General features: G+C 32.6%; 30 protein-coding genes. 16 read left to right on the top strand and 14 right to left on the bottom strand.

Features of this window, described 5'->3' with window-relative positions:
* Position 1 precedes the first annotated feature (1 nt).
* The 16 genes from CPIN18021_RS01465 (at position 2) to CPIN18021_RS01395 (ending at position 13085) form a co-directional block, all read left to right on the top strand.
* Positions 2-3025, top strand: a complete 3024-nt coding sequence (locus CPIN18021_RS01465; RefSeq protein WP_078424252.1) for a hypothetical protein — start codon at positions 2-4, stop codon at positions 3023-3025.
* Positions 3026-3171: 146 nt separating this feature from the next.
* Positions 3172-4155, top strand: coding sequence for an SU10 major capsid protein (locus tag CPIN18021_RS01460; RefSeq protein ID WP_078424251.1), 984 nt, complete (start codon positions 3172-3174; stop codon positions 4153-4155).
* A complete protein-coding gene (locus CPIN18021_RS01455) occupies positions 4155-4538 on the top strand; it encodes a hypothetical protein (protein ID WP_078422870.1) in 384 nt (127 codons plus the stop codon). The genes CPIN18021_RS01460 and CPIN18021_RS01455 overlap by 1 nt, the downstream gene beginning before the upstream one ends.
* Positions 4531-4668, top strand: coding sequence for a hypothetical protein (locus tag CPIN18021_RS08805; RefSeq protein ID WP_157886648.1), 138 nt, complete (start codon positions 4531-4533; stop codon positions 4666-4668). Before CPIN18021_RS01455 ends, CPIN18021_RS08805 begins: the two co-directional genes overlap by 8 nt.
* Positions 4665-6791, top strand: coding sequence for a BspA family leucine-rich repeat surface protein (locus tag CPIN18021_RS01450; protein ID WP_078424250.1), 2127 nt, complete (start codon positions 4665-4667; stop codon positions 6789-6791). Before CPIN18021_RS08805 ends, CPIN18021_RS01450 begins: the two co-directional genes overlap by 4 nt.
* Positions 6792-6800: 9 nt before the next feature.
* Positions 6801-7301 (top strand): hypothetical protein, encoded by a 501-nt coding sequence (locus CPIN18021_RS01445; RefSeq protein WP_078422868.1) that lies wholly within the window; start codon positions 6801-6803, stop codon positions 7299-7301.
* A 15-nt stretch (positions 7302-7316) separates the two neighbouring features.
* Positions 7317-7685 carry a DUF1353 domain-containing protein gene (locus CPIN18021_RS01440; RefSeq protein ID WP_078422867.1) on the top strand — a complete coding sequence of 123 codons (369 nt, stop codon included), beginning with the start codon at positions 7317-7319 and terminating at the stop codon, positions 7683-7685.
* Positions 7682-8041, top strand: coding sequence for a hypothetical protein (locus CPIN18021_RS01435; protein ID WP_078422866.1), 360 nt, complete (start codon positions 7682-7684; stop codon positions 8039-8041). Before CPIN18021_RS01440 ends, CPIN18021_RS01435 begins: the two co-directional genes overlap by 4 nt.
* On the top strand, positions 8038-8244 hold the full coding sequence (locus tag CPIN18021_RS01430) for a hypothetical protein (protein ID WP_078422865.1): 207 nt from the start codon (positions 8038-8040) through the stop codon (positions 8242-8244). Before CPIN18021_RS01435 ends, CPIN18021_RS01430 begins: the two co-directional genes overlap by 4 nt.
* Positions 8241-8426 (top strand): hypothetical protein, encoded by a 186-nt coding sequence (locus tag CPIN18021_RS01425; protein ID WP_078422864.1) that lies wholly within the window; start codon positions 8241-8243, stop codon positions 8424-8426. Before CPIN18021_RS01430 ends, CPIN18021_RS01425 begins: the two co-directional genes overlap by 4 nt.
* Positions 8427-8428: 2 nt before the next feature.
* Entirely contained in the window at positions 8429-8701 is a 273-nt protein-coding gene (locus tag CPIN18021_RS01420; protein WP_078422863.1) for a phage holin family protein, read from the top strand.
* A 3-nt stretch (positions 8702-8704) separates the two neighbouring features.
* Entirely contained in the window at positions 8705-9049 is a 345-nt protein-coding gene (locus CPIN18021_RS01415) for a M15 family metallopeptidase (RefSeq protein WP_078422862.1), read from the top strand.
* Entirely contained in the window at positions 9042-9320 is a 279-nt protein-coding gene (locus tag CPIN18021_RS01410; protein WP_078422861.1) for a DUF5320 domain-containing protein, read from the top strand. The genes CPIN18021_RS01415 and CPIN18021_RS01410 overlap by 8 nt, the downstream gene beginning before the upstream one ends.
* A complete protein-coding gene (locus tag CPIN18021_RS01405) occupies positions 9320-9976 on the top strand; it encodes a hypothetical protein (protein WP_078422860.1) in 657 nt (218 codons plus the stop codon). The genes CPIN18021_RS01410 and CPIN18021_RS01405 overlap by 1 nt, the downstream gene beginning before the upstream one ends.
* A 2-nt stretch (positions 9977-9978) precedes the next feature.
* Positions 9979-11532 carry a hypothetical protein gene (locus CPIN18021_RS01400; protein WP_078424249.1) on the top strand — a complete coding sequence of 518 codons (1554 nt, stop codon included), beginning with the start codon at positions 9979-9981 and terminating at the stop codon, positions 11530-11532.
* A gap of 353 nt (positions 11533-11885) precedes the next feature.
* Complete coding sequence (locus CPIN18021_RS01395) at positions 11886-13085, top strand: tyrosine-type recombinase/integrase (protein WP_078424248.1); 1200 nt, start codon at positions 11886-11888, stop codon at positions 13083-13085.
* Here the strand turns inward: CPIN18021_RS01395 and CPIN18021_RS01390 are convergent.
* From CPIN18021_RS01390 to CPIN18021_RS01325, 14 genes are all read right to left on the bottom strand, one after another.
* Positions 13082-13258, bottom strand: a complete 177-nt coding sequence (locus CPIN18021_RS01390) for a helix-turn-helix transcriptional regulator (RefSeq protein WP_078424247.1) — start codon at positions 13256-13258, stop codon at positions 13082-13084. The genes CPIN18021_RS01395 and CPIN18021_RS01390 overlap by 4 nt on opposite strands.
* A gap of 251 nt (positions 13259-13509) precedes the next feature.
* Complete coding sequence (locus CPIN18021_RS01385) at positions 13510-14013, bottom strand: hypothetical protein (RefSeq protein WP_078424246.1); 504 nt, start codon at positions 14011-14013, stop codon at positions 13510-13512.
* A 4-nt stretch (positions 14014-14017) separates the two neighbouring features.
* Complete coding sequence (locus CPIN18021_RS01380; protein ID WP_078424245.1) at positions 14018-14473, bottom strand: hypothetical protein; 456 nt, start codon at positions 14471-14473, stop codon at positions 14018-14020.
* A 2-nt stretch (positions 14474-14475) separates the two neighbouring features.
* Positions 14476-14727: a DUF6378 domain-containing protein gene (locus CPIN18021_RS01375; RefSeq protein ID WP_078424244.1), complete on the bottom strand. Its 252-nt coding sequence runs from the start codon at positions 14725-14727 to the stop codon at positions 14476-14478.
* Positions 14728-14729: 2 nt separating this feature from the next.
* Entirely contained in the window at positions 14730-14942 is a 213-nt protein-coding gene (locus tag CPIN18021_RS01370) for a hypothetical protein (protein WP_078424243.1), read from the bottom strand.
* Between the two features lie 21 nt (positions 14943-14963).
* Positions 14964-15419 carry a DUF736 family protein gene (locus tag CPIN18021_RS01365; RefSeq protein ID WP_078424242.1) on the bottom strand — a complete coding sequence of 152 codons (456 nt, stop codon included), beginning with the start codon at positions 15417-15419 and terminating at the stop codon, positions 14964-14966.
* Between the two features lie 10 nt (positions 15420-15429).
* Positions 15430-15624 (bottom strand): hypothetical protein, encoded by a 195-nt coding sequence (locus tag CPIN18021_RS01360; RefSeq protein ID WP_078424241.1) that lies wholly within the window; start codon positions 15622-15624, stop codon positions 15430-15432.
* Between the two features lie 105 nt (positions 15625-15729).
* Positions 15730-16122: a hypothetical protein gene (locus tag CPIN18021_RS01355; RefSeq protein ID WP_078424240.1), complete on the bottom strand. Its 393-nt coding sequence runs from the start codon at positions 16120-16122 to the stop codon at positions 15730-15732.
* Positions 16119-16313, bottom strand: a complete 195-nt coding sequence (locus CPIN18021_RS01350; RefSeq protein WP_078424239.1) for a hypothetical protein — start codon at positions 16311-16313, stop codon at positions 16119-16121. The genes CPIN18021_RS01355 and CPIN18021_RS01350 overlap by 4 nt, the downstream gene beginning before the upstream one ends.
* A 3-nt stretch (positions 16314-16316) precedes the next feature.
* Positions 16317-16868 (bottom strand): hypothetical protein, encoded by a 552-nt coding sequence (locus tag CPIN18021_RS01345; RefSeq protein ID WP_078424238.1) that lies wholly within the window; start codon positions 16866-16868, stop codon positions 16317-16319.
* Positions 16865-17242: a hypothetical protein gene (locus tag CPIN18021_RS01340; protein WP_078424237.1), complete on the bottom strand. Its 378-nt coding sequence runs from the start codon at positions 17240-17242 to the stop codon at positions 16865-16867. The genes CPIN18021_RS01345 and CPIN18021_RS01340 overlap by 4 nt, the downstream gene beginning before the upstream one ends.
* Positions 17229-20144 (bottom strand): phage/plasmid primase, P4 family, encoded by a 2916-nt coding sequence (locus tag CPIN18021_RS01335; RefSeq protein WP_162273638.1) that lies wholly within the window; start codon positions 20142-20144, stop codon positions 17229-17231. Before CPIN18021_RS01335 ends, CPIN18021_RS01340 begins: the two co-directional genes overlap by 14 nt.
* Positions 20137-20517: a hypothetical protein gene (locus CPIN18021_RS01330; protein WP_078424235.1), complete on the bottom strand. Its 381-nt coding sequence runs from the start codon at positions 20515-20517 to the stop codon at positions 20137-20139. The genes CPIN18021_RS01335 and CPIN18021_RS01330 overlap by 8 nt, the downstream gene beginning before the upstream one ends.
* Positions 20514-21113, bottom strand: a complete 600-nt coding sequence (locus tag CPIN18021_RS01325; RefSeq protein WP_078424234.1) for a tyrosine-type recombinase/integrase — start codon at positions 21111-21113, stop codon at positions 20514-20516. Before CPIN18021_RS01325 ends, CPIN18021_RS01330 begins: the two co-directional genes overlap by 4 nt.
* Positions 21114-21141: the final 28 nt, after the last annotated feature.

Here is a 21141-nt window from a genome sequence, read left to right as displayed (position 1 = left end):
TATGAATGGCTTAATTGATGAAAATGTAGCAAGAAATAGTATAAAAAAGCATTTGGAAAAATTAAAAGGGTTTAAACCTAATATCGAGGCAGAAGATAAGCCCTTAGAATTAGACCTACCATTTATAAGCCCTATGAAAAATATAGCAGAACTTGGGGTTAAAGGTGTAAGCGGTGCATTAGGCTATGGAAAAGACTATAAAGATGAATTTAGCAATGTTAAAAACGATGATGATTTAAGAAGTGCTGTAAATAATTCTCTGTCAAGATATGATAGCTCAAAGCCTATATTTAGCGATGATAAGAAAAAGGGCGAATTCTTAGGAAAAATAGGCGATGTTATTAGAGCAAACAAGCTAGGCGATGGGCTTATCGTTGATAATGATACTAACACTATGTATATTGAAAGGGGAGATGATTTAATAGATTTAGACGACGGGATTTTAAAACATATCGCCAGAATTGGCAGAGATAATCTAGGCTCAATCATAGGTGGGGCATTAGCTGTTAAAGGTGGGAAAAGCTTCTTATCAAATGTGGCTCGTGGTGCAGTTGGCAGTGGTTTGGGTGGTGGAGTTGATGGTATTATAAACTCAAATGCCACAGAACAAAATATTAATTTAAAAGATTTAGCACAAAAAGTAGTAGAAGAAGCTGGGTTTTCAGCTGGTGGCGATTTAGCATTTAAGGCATTGGGAAAAAGTGCAAAACCTGCGTTAAATGCAGGGAAATGGGTATTAACTCACACACCAACAGGCAAAGTAGCAGGTCTTGCAGGAGATGTTTTAAAAAGTGTGCCGACTGCAAATGCCAGTGGTGCTGAAAAGGTATCAAAGGCAATAGCAGGAGATGAAAGAGATTTAATTTTAAAAGGGGCAGAAAAAGACGGGCTTAGTGTAGATAGTGGGGGCTATACCGATATACAAGCATTTAATCCTGTTATCAATAAAATAAAAGATTTTAGCTCATATCTAGCTGAAAAATTACACCTTGATGATGTTTCTAAAAAGATACAAGAAAGTGGTGGCGTTGATAAGATTAGAGAAGATATATTAAACACAGCGTTAAGTGATAGGAAAGAGTCCGCAAGGCTTATTGACGCGTTAAGACAAGATAGCTCAGGTAATGGGGCGAGAAAATTACAAGAAATAGCACACGATGATATAAGCAAAATAAAACAAGCACTAAGACTTGATGAGGGCGATAAAAACGCATTATCAACAATAGTAGAAAATTATTACAACAACACCAAAGGTAACTTTGGGAGAGCAATAGACGAACTTGCAGATTTTGTAGAAAATAGGGGTGGGGCTAAAACCGTAACATTAAGCGATAAAGCTATTGATGATATGATAGATGATGTTACAAGTAGGCTTAATGAGTTTGATAAAAGTTCAGATAAAACACAAGAAATTATCAATGCGTTTGAAAATCTAAGGGGCAAAGAGTTAGGCGTTAAGGATTTAAATAAGCTTAGGTCTGATTATAATAAAGGGCTAAACGATATATTAAACAAGGATAAGGTTACACAAGCTACAAAGATTGATTTTGCAAGGGGCAAAGAGATATTAGAGCAAGCTATGGATGAGCTTTTAGCCGATGGTGACGCGATTAAATATCTAAAAGACAACCTAAAAAATTACAAAGATATGAAGCATATATCGGGCAATAAGTTTTTTGAGACTGTTATAAATAAAGATAGTAGTATGGAAGATATTGTAAATGCATTTGAGGGGGCTTATAAGTCGCAAGGCAAGATATATGATGATTTTATTAACAGGCTATCTGATGAAGAGGCAGAAAGATTTGAGTCGGCTTTGCTAAAGCATTACATAGATGGGGCTACGGGGATAAGTGGAACATATAACAAGAAAGAGGCACTAGACTCAATAGCATTGTCTGAAGTTTTAGAAAAGATGAATTTCAAAAGCAAAAGAGCAAAAGCAATAAAAGAGCAAATAGACAAATTGGCAAAAACTAGAGGTAATGTCATAGACATCTTACAAGCCTTAGAAAACACATACATTAAACCGAAATTATTTAACAAGGGGATAGCTACTACCTTTGAGGGTGCTAGTAAAACAGCAACAGTCAATGCTATAAGGGCTAAAGCACAAAAATATATACCTTATATGGGCGATGATAGTGCATTTTATTATCATTTGGCAGAAGGACTAAAACACGCAAAAGCAAAAGATAATGGGTTTAGTGATTATATAGAAAGTTTAAAACGCACAAATGCCCCAAAAGAAACTATTAAAACTTTGCAAGATGTACTAAACGACGCAAAAGAATTAGCAGAAGTTGGCAACAACATAGAGCCTATAATAAAAGGCGATGGTTTTACTATGCAGAACGGGGTTCTTGAATACAAAAATACTCTGTTTGATGTACCAAAAAATGTTAGAGAAAAAGCAAAAATAAACGATACGCCAATACAGACAAATTTAGACAAATTAAGAGAAAAACATCCCAACGTGTTTAAAACACAAGGAGACGTGGCTAGGCTTATTTACGCAATCAAAAACAACCCAACACATTTCTTAGATGGGAGCAATGAAGACAATGCTATCTTATTAAAAAAACTGAAAGACAATAAGACAGGGTATATAGGGATTCAAAGAAACAAAGAGGATGTAAATCTTATAGTTCACGCTTTAAGAAGCTCAAATAAAAAAGAAATTAAGAGATTAATTAAAAGGCAGATGGATAGGGCGTCCTTACCTATCACTTCCAATAATGGAACTGGGACTGGTGCTAAAGCACATTCATCTGCTAAAAGAATTATACCACAAAAAAACCAAGAAGGCAAAGAGGTTAGGAATATAACCAAAATATTAGCCGATAGTTTGGCAGATATAACCGAAAATGATTTAACAGATTTTGAGCGAAATTTGGCAAGAAAATCGGTAGCAATGAGGAAATTTTTACTTGATAAAGCAAAACAAAGAAAGCTAAGTAAAGGTGCAATTACACAATTAGCGAAAGATTTAGGCATAGAAAACAAAGAAAAGGAAACTAAATGAAATTAAGAACAAAACAGCTCGTAAAGAATTAATCATTATGAATTTTTAATTTAACGCTATTTTTCTTTTAAAAGTCCAAAAATTGGGTAGTTTTTGGACTGCCTTATTCGTTAAAGTTGTTGAAATTTAACAACAAAGGAAACGAAATGGCAATAACTTCAACAGGGTTTCAAAACCCAGCCACAAGAAGAGAGGGCTTAGTCCCATCAGTTTATGACAAAATCATTATGGTAGGTGCTGAAGACACACCTTTATTATCACTTATAGGTAAAAGCAAAGTATCAGGTATCACACATAGTTGGATAGTAGATAGCTTGGCAGACCCAAAGAAAAATGCTCAAAAAGAGATAAGCGACTTTACAGGTGCAGCAAAATCAACTAAACAAAGCGTTACAAACTCAACTCAAATATTTACAACTGATGTAATGGTTTCTAAAACTATGCAAGCTGTTAAAACCTATGGCGGAAAAGAGTTACAACACGAATTAGGCAAGAAAACAAAAGAGCATAAACTAGATATTGAGTATGCACTTTTGGGCTTAGGTAGAAATAGCGACGCTAAACAAAGTGTATTTTTAAAACCAACAACAAGAGCTGATGAAACACCGGCTGAAATGGCAGGATTGTTTTACTACTTAGCAAAAGGGGCGAGTGCATTTACAAGTGGTGCTAGGGGCAATGTTTTGGCTTTTGACAACTCACAAAATTGGCAAGGCACAAAAACACCTTTAACAGAGAAAGAGCTAAATACTATTTTACAAAAGATATGGGATAGTGGTGCAACTCCAAAAGATGTTTTTATCGGTGCTAGTTTAAAACAAGCTATTAATAAAATGGCTACTAGACAATTTGGGGGCGAAAAGAAAATCAACACAAGAGTAACAAGCTTAGAAACTGATTTTGGGGTAGTTAATTTTAGATTACACAGATTTTTAAACACTAAATACGGTCTTGATGATGTCTTAATTGCCGGTGATTTTGATTATGCAAAAATGGGCTTATTAATTCCGACTACTATTGAGGAAGTGCCAACCTCTAAAACAGCAACTCAAAAGAGATTTTATACTGAGGGTTGTCTTGAAGTTAGAAACGCGGACGCATTCTGTATAGGTGTAGGACTTCGTGCATAATGATTGCAAGTGAGTTTAAAAAGTTATTGTCGCTAAGGGGGAAGAGTGGTATCAATCTCCCTAGCGATGAACTTTTAAATGAATTAGTTAAAGAGGCGATTGTATTTGTAGCTACAAAATGTGTACCATCTGAATTGGTAGTAAAAGACACAACAAACATAAGATTATTGAGAAGATTAAGCAATGGGTTTGGGCTAAGAATACCCGATAAAGTAGATATAAACTCAACTGAAAAACATATACAAATAGATGAAGTATTAACTTATGCTGTTATGTATGAAGTGCTTTTCTTACTTAATAAAGATATGGGGTTTAGGCAGTTAGCTATGGATATAATCAATCAATTTAACGCAAATGACGGTATAGAGGTTTATTATGATTAATGAAAAAGACAAAATACACTTAATTGACAATGTAAAATCAATAGCTGATATTGATTTGCTTAAGTTTTTAAAAAATATGGCTAAACATTTCATTGAGTGTAAAGAAACTATCAAAAAGGCTAAATTATGATAAGTATGCACGAGTTAAAATTAGCTGATGAAACGCTAGAGGCATTAAAGTTTTTGCTAACACAAACAACAGAGTTAGAAAGTGCTATAAAGACTATCAATTTAACAGAAATAAAAGGTATAAACGAAAGCATTACACAAGCTAAAGATAGGGTTGAAACAATAGAACAAGGTATAAATGAGGTCAAAAACACTTTTGAAAACGAAAAGGGTGATTTTGACAGTAAATATAGCTTATTTAATGAATTTCATAATACCTTAGATACCTTAAAATCAACACTTGAAAGCCTTAAGCAAAGTGCTTTAACCGCTGAAAGAAATGCAATAAGTAAGGCAGATGAAAGTAAAAGATATGCTAATGATATTAAGCAAAAGCACGATGAGATAACAAACGCTACAAATGATTTTAGAAAAAATGCAGAAAAGGTTAATCAAACATTGACAAGCGTTGATAGTGCGAAAAGGCATATTGATTTAAAAACCGATGAGTTAAGAGCCTATACAGATGATAAGCACACAAAATTTACACAAATAGAGAAACATCTTGAAAATATACAACAAGAGAAAAGCGATGAAGTGTTACAAATTGTTAAAAGCGCAAAAGCTGAAACTAACGAGTTAAAAGAGCAAATACAAGACTTTATGCAAAATGTGAATTCGGCTAATGATGAGTTAGACCAAAAAAAGGCTGAATTAAAAGAGTTGGGGAGTAGTTTATCTGAGATAAAAGAGCAAATAAATCAAGTTATCTCTGGGGGTGTTATAAATGATAATGTAGTTTCACAAACTCAAACATATAGTAGTAATAAAATAGAACAAAAATTAGCAGATATAAATGTAGATGAGAAATTGACCAATCTTATAAACGACAACTCAAGTGCTATTAATAAGGTTTATTCAAGTAATAAGATAAACGAGCTTTTAGGAGATGTTTATACAAAAGCACAAAGCGATGGTAAATATGCATTAAGTTCAGCACTAGCTAACTATCTTACTACCGTAAATGCAAATAACACTTATGCTACAAAGAATGAGTTAAACTCTGTAAGAAGCGCTATACCTAGCACTTCAGGATTTTTAACTCAAAGTAGTGCAGATAGTAGGTATATTCGTTCAGAAAACGCAAACTATACAACAGTAACAGATAATCTTGCTAGTTCATCGCCAAAGGAAGCCCTTAGTGCCAATCAAGGTAAAGTCCTTAAAGAGTTGATAGATAAGAAAATAGACAAAACTTCAGCTGAATTTTTATATCTAAAAAAAGCAGGACAGACTGCATTTGATAAAAGGGAACAAACAAGTTTAAGTGCTGATTTAAGACAGAGTAACAACTTTGTTATAACCCCATCTACAAAAGAAACACTGTCTTTAAACAACGCAATTGCTGGGCAAACTGGGATGATAGTAGTAATGGATGGCTCTAAAATATCAGGATTTGGTAGTATGTGTAAGTTTAAAGTAGTACCAAAAAATTTATATGGCTATGAGCTTTTTATTTATTTTGCTGTTAGTCCTACTGATATCAAAATGTCACATATAACAGTTAATAACAGCAATAGTGTTGAATCTAAAGTCCAAAGATTCAAAGGTACATATTTTCCACTGACACATACCACTAAAGACCCAGTATACCCAAAATACGTAGAGCGAGGAGGAACTCCTTATACATTTAAACCTAATGATGGTTTATATTTCTCAAAGCCACCAACTTCGTTTAAATATCTTTTTAAGAATGACTCAAATGCAAATAACAGTCTGTACTTTAATGACCCTGATATTAGTCTTTGGGATACAACACAAATTACAAATATGGCTGATATGTTCTACGGTTGTAAGAAATTTAACCAGTCTTTAAATAACCTCAATACAGAAAATGTTACTGATATGAATAGTATGTTTTGGGACTGCTATGAGTTTAATCAGACTTTAGAACATTTCAAGACTGATAAAGTTATTGATATGTCCTTTATGTTCCACGATTGTAAAAAGTTTAACAAAAACATAACTAACTGGAGCGTTGGTCGTGTTGCTATATACCAATATTTTGCTCAAGGCTCAGCATTGTCAAAAAGTAATGTTCCATCTAAGTTTAGAAACAAGAACGCCAACACAGCTTGGAGATAAGGATAAAAAATGAAAAAATACTTTGATAAAAAAGAAAAAAGGTTTGTATTTGATAGTTATGTAACTACAGATGATGGGATATTTTATCTTGATAGACTAAGTAAAGAGGAACTAAATAAGATTGGGTTGCTTCCTGTTGTAGAAGTTCAAATTAACCCTGATTATCAAACGGTAGAGTATAAAGAGGTAGATGGTGAATATGTAGCTCAAATCATAGAGACAAAGAGTATACAAGAATACACAAAAGAAAAACTTATACAAGAATTTAAGGATAGAGCTGGGGAGTATTTAGATAAAAAAGCACAAGAACACGGATATGATAATATTTTAAGTGCCAGTTCTTATGCTGGGTATGAAAATGACTTTCAAGAAGAAGGAAAAGCTTTTGGTGTGTGGAAGTCTAAAGTGTGGAAAACTGGGTATATGTTTTTAGCTGAGAAAGGTGATCAAGACCCTAGCACAATAAACCTTGATGAACTTTTAGAGGGTTTACCAGAATTAGAGATATAAAAGGAGTAACTAAAGATGAAGGATATTAATTGTGTGGTAGTTAAACCTTTCAATAAAGATAGATTTGAAGTTGTAGAAGATTTTATCTTTGAAGGTATAAAAGTACCTAAGGGGTATAAAAGCAATGGTGCAAATGTGCCTCGCCTTTTATGGCCTATCTTTCCACCAAATAGTCCTGAGTATCTATCGGCTACTATCTTGCATGATTATTTATGTGATGTAGCTGATAGCACTATCAAATACGACACACTCAAAAATGTGAGCTTCAAATATGCTGATGACATGCTTTTAAAAGCTCTTTTAGCTTTGGGTGTGAATAAATTTAAAACTAGACTGTTTTATTATAGCTGTAGACTTTATCACAAAATAAAGTATAGACAATGATAAGTATAATATTTAATCTACTTAAGAATTCTAAACTAAACTACGCTATTATCGGGCTTATCTTAACTCTTTGTATGCTTCTTTATAAGACATACACAATCAACAATGAGCTATTAAATTCTAAAAATGAGCTATCAAATTTAAAGCTTGATAATGCACTTTTGGGTGTAAAAATTAGAGAAAAAGATGAGATCATTTATAAGCAAAATGAGGCTGTAAAAAAGTTAAAAGTAGATAATCACAATATACAAAAAGCATTAAATAAAAAGATAAAGGTTGAAAGCGTTTCAAAAAATGCTAGTTGCGAGAAAAAACTAGCTTACTTTGAAGCATTGTTTAAGGAGGTAAGCAGATGAAAAGCATTTTAATAATAGCATTAATGCTATTTAGTGGATGTGCTAGTGCTACTAAACAAATAGTATATAAAGATGTGCTAGTGCCTACTAAGTGTATAGCAGAGATTCCAAACAAACCTAAATATGAGAGTATTGAGGACGCAAAGGGGCTAATGGAGTATTATTTAAAAGTTGAAGCTCTACTGTTGGAGTGCGTAAAATGAAAAAGGTATTAGCACTCTTTATAGGTGGCATAATCTCGATAGCTGTGTCTATTGGGGCATTTTATTTTTTTGATGTGATGTTTGAAGATGAAAACACAACATTTATAGCGTGGCTAGTAAGCGTTGGTACATACTCTGCTGTTCTTAGCCCTGCAAAATGGCTAATGATATTTAAGATATAAATATGTTAGAAACTTACATAATTTATATATTGATAGTAGGAATAGTAGGCAGTTTTGTAAGCTGGAGCAAAGCGGAAAATCATAACCTTAGAAATATATTTTTTAGAGTAATTGATGGTTGTTTTTCTGCATATGTAGTATATGAGATAGCATATTATTTTACAACTAACGAAAAGCTAAGCCTTGCTATATGTGGTGTTGGGGCATTTAGTGGTAGTGATATGTTAGTTAGTTTAAAAGAATTTGCACTTAATTTTTTTCAAAGGAAAATATAAAAGATGAGTTTAGGAAAAGAACAAGAATTATTTATGAAAGATGTAGAAAAGCTTTTGCACTATATACATACAAACGGATACAGTGTAAGAGGTGGAGAGCTTTTAAGAACAAAAGAGCAACAAGAAATTTATCTAAAAACAGGAAAAAGCAAAACAAACAATTCAAACCACTTAATAAAGTGTGCTATTGATTTGTTTATATTTAAAGAAGGTAACTGGCTAACCAACAAAGATGATTTAAAAGAAATTGGAGCTTTTTGGGAAAGTTTAACCCCTATAAATAAATGGGGTGGAAACTATAAGAACTTTACGGACTGCCCACACTTTGAAAGGCGCGTAAATGGCTGAAAATAATGAGATAGAAGTATTAAAAGAACAAATAACAGCACTAAATAATGAAATAAATAATTTAAAACAACAAGCAAAGCAAATAACAGCGCTAAATAATGAAGTGCATAGACTAAACCAAAGGATAGAACAACTAAGCGTGGCAAACGATAGCGTAAATGTTAGGCTTGCAAACATAGAAGATAATGGGCTTAGGGGTGTTGTGCGAAATTTAGAACAAGAACAAACAATTCAAAAGTTGAAAATTAGAAAACTTGAAAAGGATAAATGATGAGTACTTATTCCGAAGAATACAAGAAAATTTTAAAAGAAGTGTTGGCTTTAAGTGTAGAAGAAAACTCCCCATACAATAAGACTATAGCATTTTTTGAGGAAAAATTTAATGAATATCAATTAAGTGCAAACGAGAGAATAAGGGTTTTTGCTGAAATGTTGCCCGTAATGACAACATCATTTACTACAACAGCAATGCAAATATCGATAGAGCTAGCAAATCAGTCACTTAGTTTTGATACAAATTTAGATAATTTAAAAAAGCAAGGCGAGTCTTTGACGGCAAACATTGAGGGCATAAAAGAACAAACAAAAGGTACTCAAATAAAGAATGAAGAGGCACAAGAACAACGCCCCGATAAACTTGCAAATTTGCATAAACAAGGTCTAATGCTAGATGCACAAATAGCTAAACTAGCACAAGAGCAGACACTAGCAGAAGAACAACATAAAGCGATAAAAGAGCAAGTTAAGGATAATAAACTAATCAAAGGTGCGAATATAATTGAGAATTTGATTACAGGAAATCAGCAAGGTGGCTTAGTTGTGCCGACTGATATGAGTAGATATTTGTTTGATTTGGTTGGCAAGTTGGTTGAGGCAGGAGCAACACCGAACAAACCTAGCACTTATACAATGACTAAAAGAAGTTAAGAATGTATATAGCCTTTGAAAATAGTCTAAACGCTACATTTAATGCAGAGAATACGCTTGAAAGTGATGTATTTTCATATATGGCTGGTGGTGCTATGGATAGCACATTAGCTGGTGGGTTTGGATATTCTGCATTTAATGAGACAGGGGCTGATTATAGGGCTATATTTTTAAACAAAAGTGGTAATTTAAGCGGTGCTATAACATCACTTAATGAAGATTTTGCTGAGTTTGCATTAATGAGTATTCAAATGTCTGTTATGAATGATGATATAGATACAACGATAGAGATAATGCAAGATATAGAGGGGGTTATTAAAGATGTAATACTTCCTTTAAAAAGGCAATTTACTAACAAAGGGCAAGGCTATAACGCTATATTTGGTGAAGATAGGGCAACTTTACAAGCAAATGGTTATACAAATTCGCTTGAAGCGTTTGTAAAAGAGAAGCAATTTGATGGCATTATTGAGAATAAATTAGAATATGTAGGAAATACGATAATGCCGGGAATTGGCGGTACTGTTTTAGGTACTATTTATGATGGTCTTACAACAGGCAAACTAAACTTATCCGCTAACGCTGTTGAGAATTTATCAGATACTTTGTTGTCAAAAGCGACCAATGTCGCCGTTAAGAAAACAATGTCGGCTATAGGCACAAGTATAGCCCCTATAGGCGGTATGTTTGTAGCTGAAATTGTCAAAATGGCTGTAACAGAAGCGTTTGAGGTGATGACAAAGTTAGACAGACACTACGGATTTGGTGGGGAGTTGATGGGCTTTGCTGAAGTTGATGGTAAGAGAATGGCACTTTATCAACAGCCAAAAACAATAGGAGAATTTTTAAAAGATTTAGTTGGCAGTGTCAATTCGTTGTTTGGCGATGAAGTTGAGAGTAAATTAGAAATGCTTACAGATTGGGACGGCAATATGGCTGGCTTTGGTGTTGATGGTCGCGTGTCAGCTACTTATGGGACTGATGGAACAATCACAAGCACAATGACAGGGAATACATTTAAGGGTAGCTTGGTAGATATGAGGGCATATAATTTAATCACTACAGGTAGGAGTGATGGCGATTGGCTTAGAAATGGTAAGAGTAGCCTTTATGGTGGTATAATTAAAAATAAGAGCGTCGAGGATATAGCTAACAATTATGGTTATAACACAACAATAAATAGCCCCTTTACTAACGCTATTAATGATAATTTAAGCAGTAATTGGGCATCAAGTAGTGGTAACTCTAGGAGGAGTAGGAGTAGAGATAGATGGCATACAAACGGAAGTGGTGGTTTTTATCGAGAAAACGACAAAACTAAAAAAAGTGAATATAAGAGTGGTCTTGAAATGACTATAGACAAATCTTTCAAAGATAAATTTGGCAGTAGCTTTGGAAGTAGTTGGGCATCAAGTAGCGGTAGTAGTAGAGATAAAGACTCATCAAAGAGCAGTAATCGCCGTAGTGGTATGAGTGATGGTAAGCCCGGTGGCAGAAGTAGAGCAAGTAGGGAAAGGTCAAGAAATAGAGAAAGAGGCGGTAGTAGCTGGGGGTAGAATTGACATTTTGATGTATTACTTTTTTACGCACTAATATATTTTTTATTGACTTCATTATTGACTAAACAAAGCACATAAAATAAATAATAACGATATTATGGGCTTTTACTTAATATAATTCGATTCCCCTCGCTTCCACCATTTACATATTTTCCCCTTATTCATTTTCTTTTATTTTGTTTAACCGAAGTTCGATAAAATCGTGTTTTTGTTCGTGTTGGTTTATTTATATTGTTTTATATTGTTTTAACTTGTTTTAACTTGTTTTAACTTGTTTTAAACATTTTTAACGGATAATTTGACGGACTAAAAAAGGACTTTGTAAAAAAAGTCCGTTAAAAGGATTATGTATGCCTAAGATAAGCACTCCGTTATCTGATACTAAGATAAAGAATTTAAAACCAAAAGATAAAGAGTATAAGCTTTCAGATGGTGATAAGCTATATCTATTTATCAAGCCTAATGGTCGTAAGCATTTTGCACTTGAATATAAAAGTCCTGTTACTCAAAAGATTAGAAGAATAGCACTTGGTGATTATCCTACACTTACTCTTGCAAATGCAAGGAAGAAAAGGGCTGAATTATTAGAAGCTTTGCAAGAGGGCAATGATCCCTTAATGCATAAAGGCAAAATGATAAACACTCTAAATAAAATAGGGCTTGAGTGGCTAGAGATTAAAAACGCTACAAACACGCAAAGCTATGCAAAAAAACAATTATTGGTGTTTAATAAACATGTATCAAAATATTTAGGCGATAGAGATATAAACGCTATAAGCACAGTTGATATTATAAATACGCTTAAAATAATAGAAGATAGTGGCTCTCTTGAAACATTAAAAAGAATATTCTCCCTACTTAATCAAATATACAAATATGCCGTAAGCTACGGCTATACAAAGCATAATATAATAGCTGATATAAGTTTTAGATATACATTCAAACAGGCAAAAACAAAAAACTACCCTACCCTAACAAAGACAAATGACATAAGAGGTTTGATACTTAGTATAGATGAATACAATGGCGATTATAAAACAAAGGTAGCATTAAAGCTTTTAATGAATACTGCTGTCCGCCCTTTTAACATTAGGGCTTGTGAGTGGAATGAGATAGATTTTAAAAACAAGCTATGGGTGATACCGGCTGAGAAAATGAAAATGAAACAAGAATTTATCTTGCCTTTATCTACTCAAGCTATGGATTTGTTAAAAGATTACAGGCTGGTAGCTGACAAGAGTAGCAACTATTTATTTGCAAGTTTAAGAAGTGCTGATAGGTGTATGAGCGATAACACACTAAATGCCGCCTTAAGAAGACTTGGTTATAGTAAAGATGAGATAGTATCTCACGGCTTTAGGGCGATGTTTTCAACTTTAGCAAATGAGTTAAGAGATGATCATCAATGTGGTATAGATATAATAGAAAAATGTTTGGCACATGCTGATAAAGACAAGATAAGAGATGCTTATAATAGGGCTAGCAATTTAAAACAGATGAGAGTTTTAATGCAATGGTGGGGTGATTATTTAAGTGGCTTAATTTCTTAAGCCACTGTTTGAGATTTAACAAGTTGTAGTATCTCATTTTTAGAATATCTTATAGTTCTTTTTGTCAAAGAGTGTTTGTTTATCTTCCCTGCTTTTACATACTTCCATAAAGTTGTTGCACTTATCTTTAAAAGTTGCATAACTTCTTTTGCCGTTAATAGTTCATCGTTCATTTGTATTCCTTTCTTATGTTGCTTTTATATAGTTATAAAAGGCTTCATATAAAAAAACTTTTTTAGCCTCAAAGCCTTTATCTGTCTTGCAAATATTTATCGTTACATCTGTTTTTTGCTCTATATACCGTCTTGCCTGTGTCGTCTTTTTCAGCCTATACTAGGTAATTGGCATATTTATCATTTAGCAAGCCAGGTGCAATGAATAAACCTGATAATTCATCATAGTTTAAATAGCTCATATTAATCCATTAACTTGCAACTAGCATAATCAGCTTTGTACCATTTGGCTTTGGCTTCATCTGAAGTATCTTTGATAAATTTTTTGCTTTTTCATCGTAATGCCCTGTGCGGGAGCTTATCTTCTTAATCGTTTCAAGCATACATTTATAGCTATCATAGCCCATTATTTCAATATTTCTTATAATGTTTGCTACAAAATAAGCTACATCTGTGATATTTGCTAACTTGTCACAATACATACTTAAAAAAGCAAAAGCTATGACTGGCACTTTATTATCAAAATGAGAATCTCCGGTTCTATATTCAAGCTTGTAGGTGGCATTTAGAGTAAACACAATCATATCACAAAGTGCGTCTACCTTATCATCGTCGTTATTAGCTCTTAGATATTCGGTTATCTCTTTGCTAAGGTTTGCTGCATAACCTGCTCTTTGATTTACTATACTTAGCCCTTTGTCTTTACAATACTCAAGTAGCTTTTCTTTTATGTCGTTAAATTGTGTTTTTGTCATTGTTTTATTCCATCAACTCATCTAAAGTGTCATCAACATAAGTTCTTAATTTATCTAATAAATATGACATATTGATTAATATAAACTCTGCATCATCTTTATTCCAATCTTCATAATCTAACTCCGCATACTCTTCATACTCGTTAAAATAATGTGATAAATCTTCTATCGCTCTTTGTATTCTTGTGTTTAGCTCTTGACCTCCTTTAATTTTTTTATATGCTGATAAAAAGTCTTTTATTTCTTTTGCTCTATCATCACTAAGCATATAAATAAGTTCGCCTATTGACCTTGTGTCTATTTTTTCTAAAATCTCTGCTAAATAAACAACTCCTCCTGCTGTTATATCATTATCTGTTAGTAATTTAGATTCAAGTAGAGAAAGGTATTCTTCTACTTCTAATTCTTCTAAAAGTTGATAAGCAACTTCATCATCTAAATATAAGTTTACATATGGCATTTTTACTCCTTTAATTCTTTAGCTACTAATGTCGCATAACCTGCTATATCAACCCAATGGTCTTTAACATTTGGATCACCTGCTAAAATCCTCGCTTGTTTATGCATTATCATCTGCATAGCCTCTCTTTGTTGAGGGGTTAGTTTGTAACTATACTTACCTAGTGTATGTTTTAAAGTTTGGGAGATTGAGGATTGCTCCTCAAAAGTTCCATGCGTTTGCTCTCTTTGTTCTAATATCTCTTTTACTTCCATTTTTACACCTCTATAAAATAAACTTCATCTTCTACAAAAAGCACAACTGCACTATCATCGTTTAAAACTTCCCTATATTTTTTAAGAATATCAGGTTCTTTATAATACATGTAATTTTCCTTTAAAAACTCATCTTTTACCCTAATAACTACCTTGTAGCCATTGTTATATTTCGGTGAATACCACGTTACTAATATATCTTTATAATCATTCATTATTCGCCCCTTTGTTTTCTTTTAAAAAGGTATTTCGTTATTAATCTCATAAGCTATATCATCTGTGTTTACATCCGGTATACTGCTTTGAGTGTTATTGCTCTTTGGCACACTCCAACTTATTTCATATAAAAGTTGTGAATCATCTTGTGTTGGCTCAAACAATGCTATATACATTTGCCCACCGGGTAAGATTGGACTTTGGATACTTCCTGAAATGTATTCTAAACCGCGTTGCGATTGTCTTTTCCATAAAGCACCTATTATTTGTCTTTGCCCTTGATAGCCTTTTGGTCTTTGTAAAACTATCTTAAAATCTGGTAAATTAGCATTGTTTTTTTTATCTTCCGCACTAGCTTTTAACAAAGCAACTTCTAAAGGTCTGGCAAAAGGTATATTGATAATACCACCTATATAACTTAACTCCTGCCCTTGTTCGTTTGTATATATAACATTTTTAAAATAACCTATATTCATCTTTTATTCCTTAGTTTTTTAAATTTTCCCAATGCTTTATAGCCTTGCAAATATCATCTATCCTTTTAAAATCTCTACTCTTTAACGGTTCTTTTAAAAGTTCTTTTATTAATATCTTTGCCTTTGCTATGCGGTCATCAGCACCATTGTTTATAGATATAAGATGTGAGTTTTCACCCCCATATAAATACATACTTGTTTTCATACATCCCCTTAATTTACTAAGGCTTGTATAGCCATTATAAAAATCATAGTTACAACAACTAACAACATCTTTGCTAAAACTATAAGTTTATCTTTTACGATATCTTTAAGCATTTTGCACCACCTCATTTATATTTGCTATTATCTTTTTTGCATTTGTTAAATTATTACATTGGATATTTGCTATTTTGTTTATGATATCTTTTAATAGCTCAATTCTTGTTCTCGCTTCTTTTATACCTGATAAAACACTGTTTGATAGCTTTGTGTTTTGCTTTTTACTTAAAGCTTCGTTTATTATGTTTTCAACTTCACTATCAACACAAGAATAAAACTCTTTATCCCAAATTTCTAAGAGCTTCGCATTTACTTTGACAAAAACCGCTTTCGGATTATCAGGTTTTAACGGTTTATTCATTCTCATTATCTCTGTCTTGGTTGCTTGTTTTTCAGCGGTTTTAAGTATTTTTACATATTCATCAAATGTCATAAAATTCATAATAATCTAGGCTCCTCTTCTTCTTTTATTTTTTTCTCTGCTTTTATTATTTCTTGTCCAACTATTCCAAGTTCATTAAGTCTAAACTCTTTGTTTATCTCTAAAACAAGATTTTTCTTTTCATTAAAAAGTCTAGCCTTATACTTGCCATATTTGATTTTTTGCAAACTTATAAATTTAATCTCTATCATATTTTACTCCTGTGTATCTTCTTCAACTTCAACATCTATGGTTACATCCATGAGCCTGCTAATTAGCTCATCACCAGAAACCGACTCCGGTGGTATAAGTGCTAGTCTGTCAAGCATTTTGTCGTGTCTTTGTGTGCTTAGTGTTGCTATAAATTTAAATAGCTCTATATCTTCTTTGGACTTTAATTTGCCATTTTGTTTTTGGTCATTAATCAACCTTGTTAATTCTCTTTCCATGATCTCATAGCTACCGGCTATTATCATGTTATTTCGTTCTATATCTACCTTTGTATTTTTTACGGTAGTTTGTAGTGAGCTTTTTTGTATTATGTTTTTTAACTCTTTATTTTCACTCATAGCTAGGGTTATTTTATTTTCTAGTGCCTTGTTCCATTCAAATTTATTTTTCCATCTGTTTATGGATGAGCTTGAAGTCTCGTGTCCTTCGTTTCTCATCTTTTGGGCTATGGCCTCTTCACTCATAGGCTTAAAGTCATTTTCAAAGCTTGCTGAGTCTATGTAGATATTAAATGCCATTTGTTGTAAATCGTTCATCTTTTAGCTCCTGTCTTATATGTCTTATTATCATAAAAAAATCGTAAGACAAGCAAAGCCCCTAAAAATGGGCTTTTGCTTTTTTGCTGTCTTATTAAGGTTAAAAATCGTATGACAAAAGAGAAAGCCGATAAAATGGTTATTTGATTGTTTAAGTTTTCTATCTGTCTTATGATTTTTACTATATTAGTTAGAAAAAAATAAAATAAAATAAAAAAAATATTTTTCAAAATCAATATAGGGGCAAAAATCATAAGATGATAAGACAAGGCACTACTAACCCCGTGTTTATCGTGGTTTTGCTGTCTTATGAACGGTGTAAAATCATAAGACAATGATAAGACATTCATAAGACAAGGGTTAAATAGAAGCAAGTTCTGCTCCTTTTCGAACACTCATTGTGTTAATAAATATCTGTTGTCCGCCAAAACTTACTGAATCAAAGTCAATATTTAGATTGATTCTAACGCCTACGATACAATAAGGTCTATCATTTGTAAGTCCTAGGTAGTGAGATTGCAAACGTTTTTGTTCGTAGGATGTTACTATATTATTCATCAAACATTCATCTCTAAATGCTTTGAAAAAGTTCTTTTCTTTAAGCGGTGTGCCACCTTTGTCTTCTATGAAATTCTTATATACCGCATATAGATATTTGCTTGGTATAAAATAATTTTCATCTTGTATGATTGCATCACGCACAAAAGCCCTGATAGGATTTACTTCGTCTTTGTATTCTTCTAGTTCGTTTTGCATTCTGCGTGAACGTGTAAATTTGCCATTTGTGATAAGTCTTGCAAGTCCTGCTATGGCTAGATTAAAAATTCCTGCCATTTCATCGGCAAATCTATCACTAAGCCCCCTTATCTTTTGTCCGTCTTTTACTTCCTTATCAAAGCTAATTAAAAGCATACGCCTAAAGACTGCATTATCTAAACCTTGTCTAGGCTTTTCATTACCTGCAAAGGCTAGTTTTGGTTTTTCATTTGGAAGCAATAAATAAGGCTCTTGATTTTTAGGGTTTATTTGCAAATTATCCTTTGGTGAAACTATTGCTTTTAAGTTGGCAAGTTGTCCTTTGTCGCTTGAGTTTTTATCTATCTCACTACCTATATTAATTATTTTATTTGTTAGGGCGTGTAGCTGGTGTCCTTCAAATTGCTGAAGTTGTAAGGCTGAGATATTATCATCACCAAAAAAGCTTTTGAGTGTATCAAGAATAACGCTCTTGCCATTTGCTCCACTTTTGCCATATAAAAATAAAAAGCTTTCATAATCATGGCTTGGTAATAAACAATATCCTATAAATTCCATTAGTGTTTTTTCATCATCACTATCGCTCATTACTTGGCTTAAAAATCTGTTCCATTTAGGGCAAGTTGCATTAGGGTCATAATGAAATTTAAGAATATTTGTAGCGCCGTCTTTGTGGTCGTGCTTGTCTTTAAAAGTAACCTTGCCATTTTTACTTATAAAGATAGTGCCATTTAACATATTTATAACACGCCTTTGTTGTCTTGCTTTTATTTCATCAAGATTGATAGCTAAGCTTATAAGGTCTGCTACTATTAAATCAACATTTGGTCTTGTTTGTTTTTTTAAATCAACCCGTGCTGCTTTCATCCAGTAACTATGTATAAATTTAGCCATAGAATTAATTTCTATTTTCATATAGTGGTTATTTGTCCATACATATAGGTTGCCTTTGTATTCGCCTAAGATGTAGCCTAGTTTGTAAAAACTTTGGTTTAGACTTTCTACCATATCCACAATATGTGTCTGATGATAGTTTGATCTCATTGTTTTGCTTATCTTAAAGGCTTCGTCAAAAGATTTAGTCCATCGCTCAAAATTTTCTGTTTCTGTTTCTGTTACTACAAAGTTGCGTAAATAAAGGTCTTTTAATAAATCATATCTTTCATTGCCTAGTTCTTTTTTTAAGGCTTTTGTTTTGTCTAGGATGCGGTCTATAAATTCATCATCTAGTTCGCCTTTGACTGGAAAAATATTTATATAGTTGCCATTATCATCTTTTTGGATAATTTCTTTTTTTATATCTATGAATTCTTTTAAAGGCTCTATCTCTCTAAATTTTTCTAGCTTTTTGCTAAGCTTTGGATAATAATCACATATCTCATCTATAAGCACATTTGAGACTTTAAAGCAACTATATGATATTAAATCATATATAGTATTTGCGTGTAGTTTTGGTATATTATCCCCTATAAAATCGCTAATATCATATTTTGGTGGTAGCTTTTTGCTAATAGCATAAAATAAAACTACATATATATTTTTTGCTACATCTTTTAATTCGTGGTATTTTTTGATAGCGTTTTCATACCCTGCTTCATCATTATCAAACCATATATATACAGTCTTGTCTTTTAGTAAGGCTTTGTAAGGCTCAAAGCTATTATTTACTCCCCCCAAGGTCAAGGCTCTAACCCCTACACTATATAAATTTAGTGCATCTTTTTCACCTTCGCAGATTATCACTTTATCGTCTGTGTGATTTCCATATAGGCTTAGTGGAAAAGGAAAAGATGACATATTTGCTTGTCCTATCCATTTGCCGTCCATTCTCTCATTTGTTAGCATCTTGTGAGTGCTATCGTATTTAAATTTTTGTCTATATCTGATATTTATAGGATTGTTGTTTTTATCTCTTATGATGATAGCTAGGCTTTTATGCTCTAAGCTATAACCTAAAAGGTCTTTTGAAATATCTTTAAATATCGGCATAAAATATAAATGAAATGATTCTTCTAGGGTGTCTTTGATACTAGAATAATTTATCTCTAAATCTCTTATAAGAGTTGGTGCTATTTTGCCTATTGCTATTATATTTTTTTTGATAAGTTCTTGTTTTTGTTCGTTGTCTTTGGCTCTTCTTTCTTTGTTTTGTCTTTTTATAGCTTCTAATTTTTTGGCTCTTTCTTTTTTTTCTTCTTCGGATAGGTCTTGTGCGTTAATATCACAAGGTATATTAAAATATTCGCATACTTTTTTGGCTGCTTGTAGTGGTGATATGTTTTCTTTGAGTTCTACAAATTTGGTTATATCTCCGCTGGTGTTGCATGCAAAGCAGTGGAAAAATGCTCCGTTGTTATTGGCACTCACTCCTAGTGATGGTGTTTGGAAATTATGATCGTGAAAAGGACAAAAGGCATTGGCATTGTTTGCTTTAAATTCTATACCATATTCATTGCTTATAAAGTCTTTTAAGTCGTCTTTGGATATGGTTTGCTTTATTGTCTCAAATACATTATTCATCATAATCCCCAAATAAATTATTTTCTTTTATAAATCTTTTTAAGAGATTGCATATTTGTTGTGCAAAGTCTGGATTTTTGAAACGGAAATTTCTAAAATAAAAATACACAGTGTTTATATCTTTACCTGTTTGCTTTGCTACAAATTTTGCTAACTCTCTTTGTGAATTAGCACATTCAAGTGCTTTGTAATATAAATCAGCTACCTTGTGAAAATGTGGGCATTTATAATCATTATGCACTAATAACTGCCCGTTTTCAATCATAAATCTATCTGTTCTACCTATTTGCTTATCTCTATAATAAAGGTTTTGAATATCTTTTTTAGTTGTGTTTGATAAATCAAAGTATTGAATAGGGATAAACTCTCTCATCCAAATACCTTTGCAAGTGCGTCTAACTTTTGCTCTTTTGAGGTAGCTATATATCTAAGTGTGGTAGTTACATTTCTATGTCCTACCATATCACAAGCCGTTCTTATATTGCCCGTGCTTTCAACTATCCTTGTTATATAGCCAGCTCTAAAGCTATGCGTAGTGTAAAGGTCTGTTTTAAGATATGCCATTAGATAGTTGTTTAAAAGTTTGGTTAAACCTTTTTTATCCATAGGGTAATTTGTGCCATTTTGGTAAAACAAATAATCCCCATGTTTAGTAGCATTATCTAATTTAAAATCTTTTATTATAGCTATCATTCTATCTGTAAAATGGATAGTTCTTGGTCTTTTAGTTTTAGTTTGACCGTTTAATGCAAGTGTTTTTAATGCTATTATATTTTTAATATCTGATACATCTAATTTTGCTATCTCGCTAACCCTACAACCTGTATAATAAAGTAAAGTGTAAGCTTGTATTAGCTTGTTTTTGGTTTCATCTGATATATGCTTATCCATTTTTAATTGGCAAATCAATGTATTAAAAGTCATGTTGTATATAGGTAAACGCTCTTTTGTTGATCCTATCGGTCTCATTTTTTACCCTTTGTAAAAAACAAATATA

It is taken from the genome of Campylobacter pinnipediorum subsp. caledonicus, assembly GCF_002022005.1.
Classification (GTDB): Bacteria; Campylobacterota; Campylobacteria; order Campylobacterales; family Campylobacteraceae; genus Campylobacter_A; species Campylobacter_A caledonicus.
Note: the sequence above shows the minus strand (reverse complement) of the source record. Positions and strands in the feature narration are given on the sequence as shown.

Excerpts from the sequence above, each read along its gene's own strand:
- CPIN18021_RS01465 (WP_078424252.1), top strand. The coding sequence starts at position 2 with ATGAATGGCTTAATTGATGAAAATGTAGCAAGAAATAGTATAAAAAAG.
- CPIN18021_RS01460 (WP_078424251.1), top strand. The coding sequence starts at position 3,172 with ATGGCAATAACTTCAACAGGGTTTCAAAACCCAGCCACAAGAAGAGAG.
- CPIN18021_RS01455 (WP_078422870.1), top strand. The coding sequence starts at position 4,155 with ATGATTGCAAGTGAGTTTAAAAAGTTATTGTCGCTAAGGGGGAAGAGT.
- CPIN18021_RS08805 (WP_157886648.1), top strand. The coding sequence starts at position 4,531 with ATGATTAATGAAAAAGACAAAATACACTTAATTGACAATGTAAAATCA.
- CPIN18021_RS01450 (WP_078424250.1), top strand. The coding sequence starts at position 4,665 with ATGATAAGTATGCACGAGTTAAAATTAGCTGATGAAACGCTAGAGGCA.
- CPIN18021_RS01445 (WP_078422868.1), top strand. The coding sequence starts at position 6,801 with ATGAAAAAATACTTTGATAAAAAAGAAAAAAGGTTTGTATTTGATAGT.
- CPIN18021_RS01440 (WP_078422867.1), top strand. The coding sequence starts at position 7,317 with ATGAAGGATATTAATTGTGTGGTAGTTAAACCTTTCAATAAAGATAGA.
- CPIN18021_RS01435 (WP_078422866.1), top strand. The coding sequence starts at position 7,682 with ATGATAAGTATAATATTTAATCTACTTAAGAATTCTAAACTAAACTAC.
- CPIN18021_RS01430 (WP_078422865.1), top strand. The coding sequence starts at position 8,038 with ATGAAAAGCATTTTAATAATAGCATTAATGCTATTTAGTGGATGTGCT.
- CPIN18021_RS01425 (WP_078422864.1), top strand. The coding sequence starts at position 8,241 with ATGAAAAAGGTATTAGCACTCTTTATAGGTGGCATAATCTCGATAGCT.
- CPIN18021_RS01420 (WP_078422863.1), top strand. The coding sequence starts at position 8,429 with ATGTTAGAAACTTACATAATTTATATATTGATAGTAGGAATAGTAGGC.
- CPIN18021_RS01415 (WP_078422862.1), top strand. The coding sequence starts at position 8,705 with ATGAGTTTAGGAAAAGAACAAGAATTATTTATGAAAGATGTAGAAAAG.
- CPIN18021_RS01410 (WP_078422861.1), top strand. The coding sequence starts at position 9,042 with ATGGCTGAAAATAATGAGATAGAAGTATTAAAAGAACAAATAACAGCA.
- CPIN18021_RS01405 (WP_078422860.1), top strand. The coding sequence starts at position 9,320 with ATGAGTACTTATTCCGAAGAATACAAGAAAATTTTAAAAGAAGTGTTG.
- CPIN18021_RS01400 (WP_078424249.1), top strand. The coding sequence starts at position 9,979 with ATGTATATAGCCTTTGAAAATAGTCTAAACGCTACATTTAATGCAGAG.
- CPIN18021_RS01395 (WP_078424248.1), top strand. The coding sequence starts at position 11,886 with ATGCCTAAGATAAGCACTCCGTTATCTGATACTAAGATAAAGAATTTA.
- CPIN18021_RS01390 (WP_078424247.1), bottom strand. The coding sequence starts at position 13,258 with ATGAACGATGAACTATTAACGGCAAAAGAAGTTATGCAACTTTTAAAG.
- CPIN18021_RS01385 (WP_078424246.1), bottom strand. The coding sequence starts at position 14,013 with ATGACAAAAACACAATTTAACGACATAAAAGAAAAGCTACTTGAGTAT.
- CPIN18021_RS01380 (WP_078424245.1), bottom strand. The coding sequence starts at position 14,473 with ATGCCATATGTAAACTTATATTTAGATGATGAAGTTGCTTATCAACTT.
- CPIN18021_RS01375 (WP_078424244.1), bottom strand. The coding sequence starts at position 14,727 with ATGGAAGTAAAAGAGATATTAGAACAAAGAGAGCAAACGCATGGAACT.
- CPIN18021_RS01370 (WP_078424243.1), bottom strand. The coding sequence starts at position 14,942 with ATGAATGATTATAAAGATATATTAGTAACGTGGTATTCACCGAAATAT.
- CPIN18021_RS01365 (WP_078424242.1), bottom strand. The coding sequence starts at position 15,419 with ATGAATATAGGTTATTTTAAAAATGTTATATATACAAACGAACAAGGG.
- CPIN18021_RS01360 (WP_078424241.1), bottom strand. The coding sequence starts at position 15,624 with ATGAAAACAAGTATGTATTTATATGGGGGTGAAAACTCACATCTTATA.
- CPIN18021_RS01355 (WP_078424240.1), bottom strand. The coding sequence starts at position 16,122 with ATGAATTTTATGACATTTGATGAATATGTAAAAATACTTAAAACCGCT.
- CPIN18021_RS01350 (WP_078424239.1), bottom strand. The coding sequence starts at position 16,313 with ATGATAGAGATTAAATTTATAAGTTTGCAAAAAATCAAATATGGCAAG.
- CPIN18021_RS01345 (WP_078424238.1), bottom strand. The coding sequence starts at position 16,868 with ATGAACGATTTACAACAAATGGCATTTAATATCTACATAGACTCAGCA.
- CPIN18021_RS01335 (WP_162273638.1), bottom strand. The coding sequence starts at position 20,144 with ATGAATAATGTATTTGAGACAATAAAGCAAACCATATCCAAAGACGAC.
- CPIN18021_RS01330 (WP_078424235.1), bottom strand. The coding sequence starts at position 20,517 with ATGAGAGAGTTTATCCCTATTCAATACTTTGATTTATCAAACACAACT.
- CPIN18021_RS01325 (WP_078424234.1), bottom strand. The coding sequence starts at position 21,113 with ATGAGACCGATAGGATCAACAAAAGAGCGTTTACCTATATACAACATG.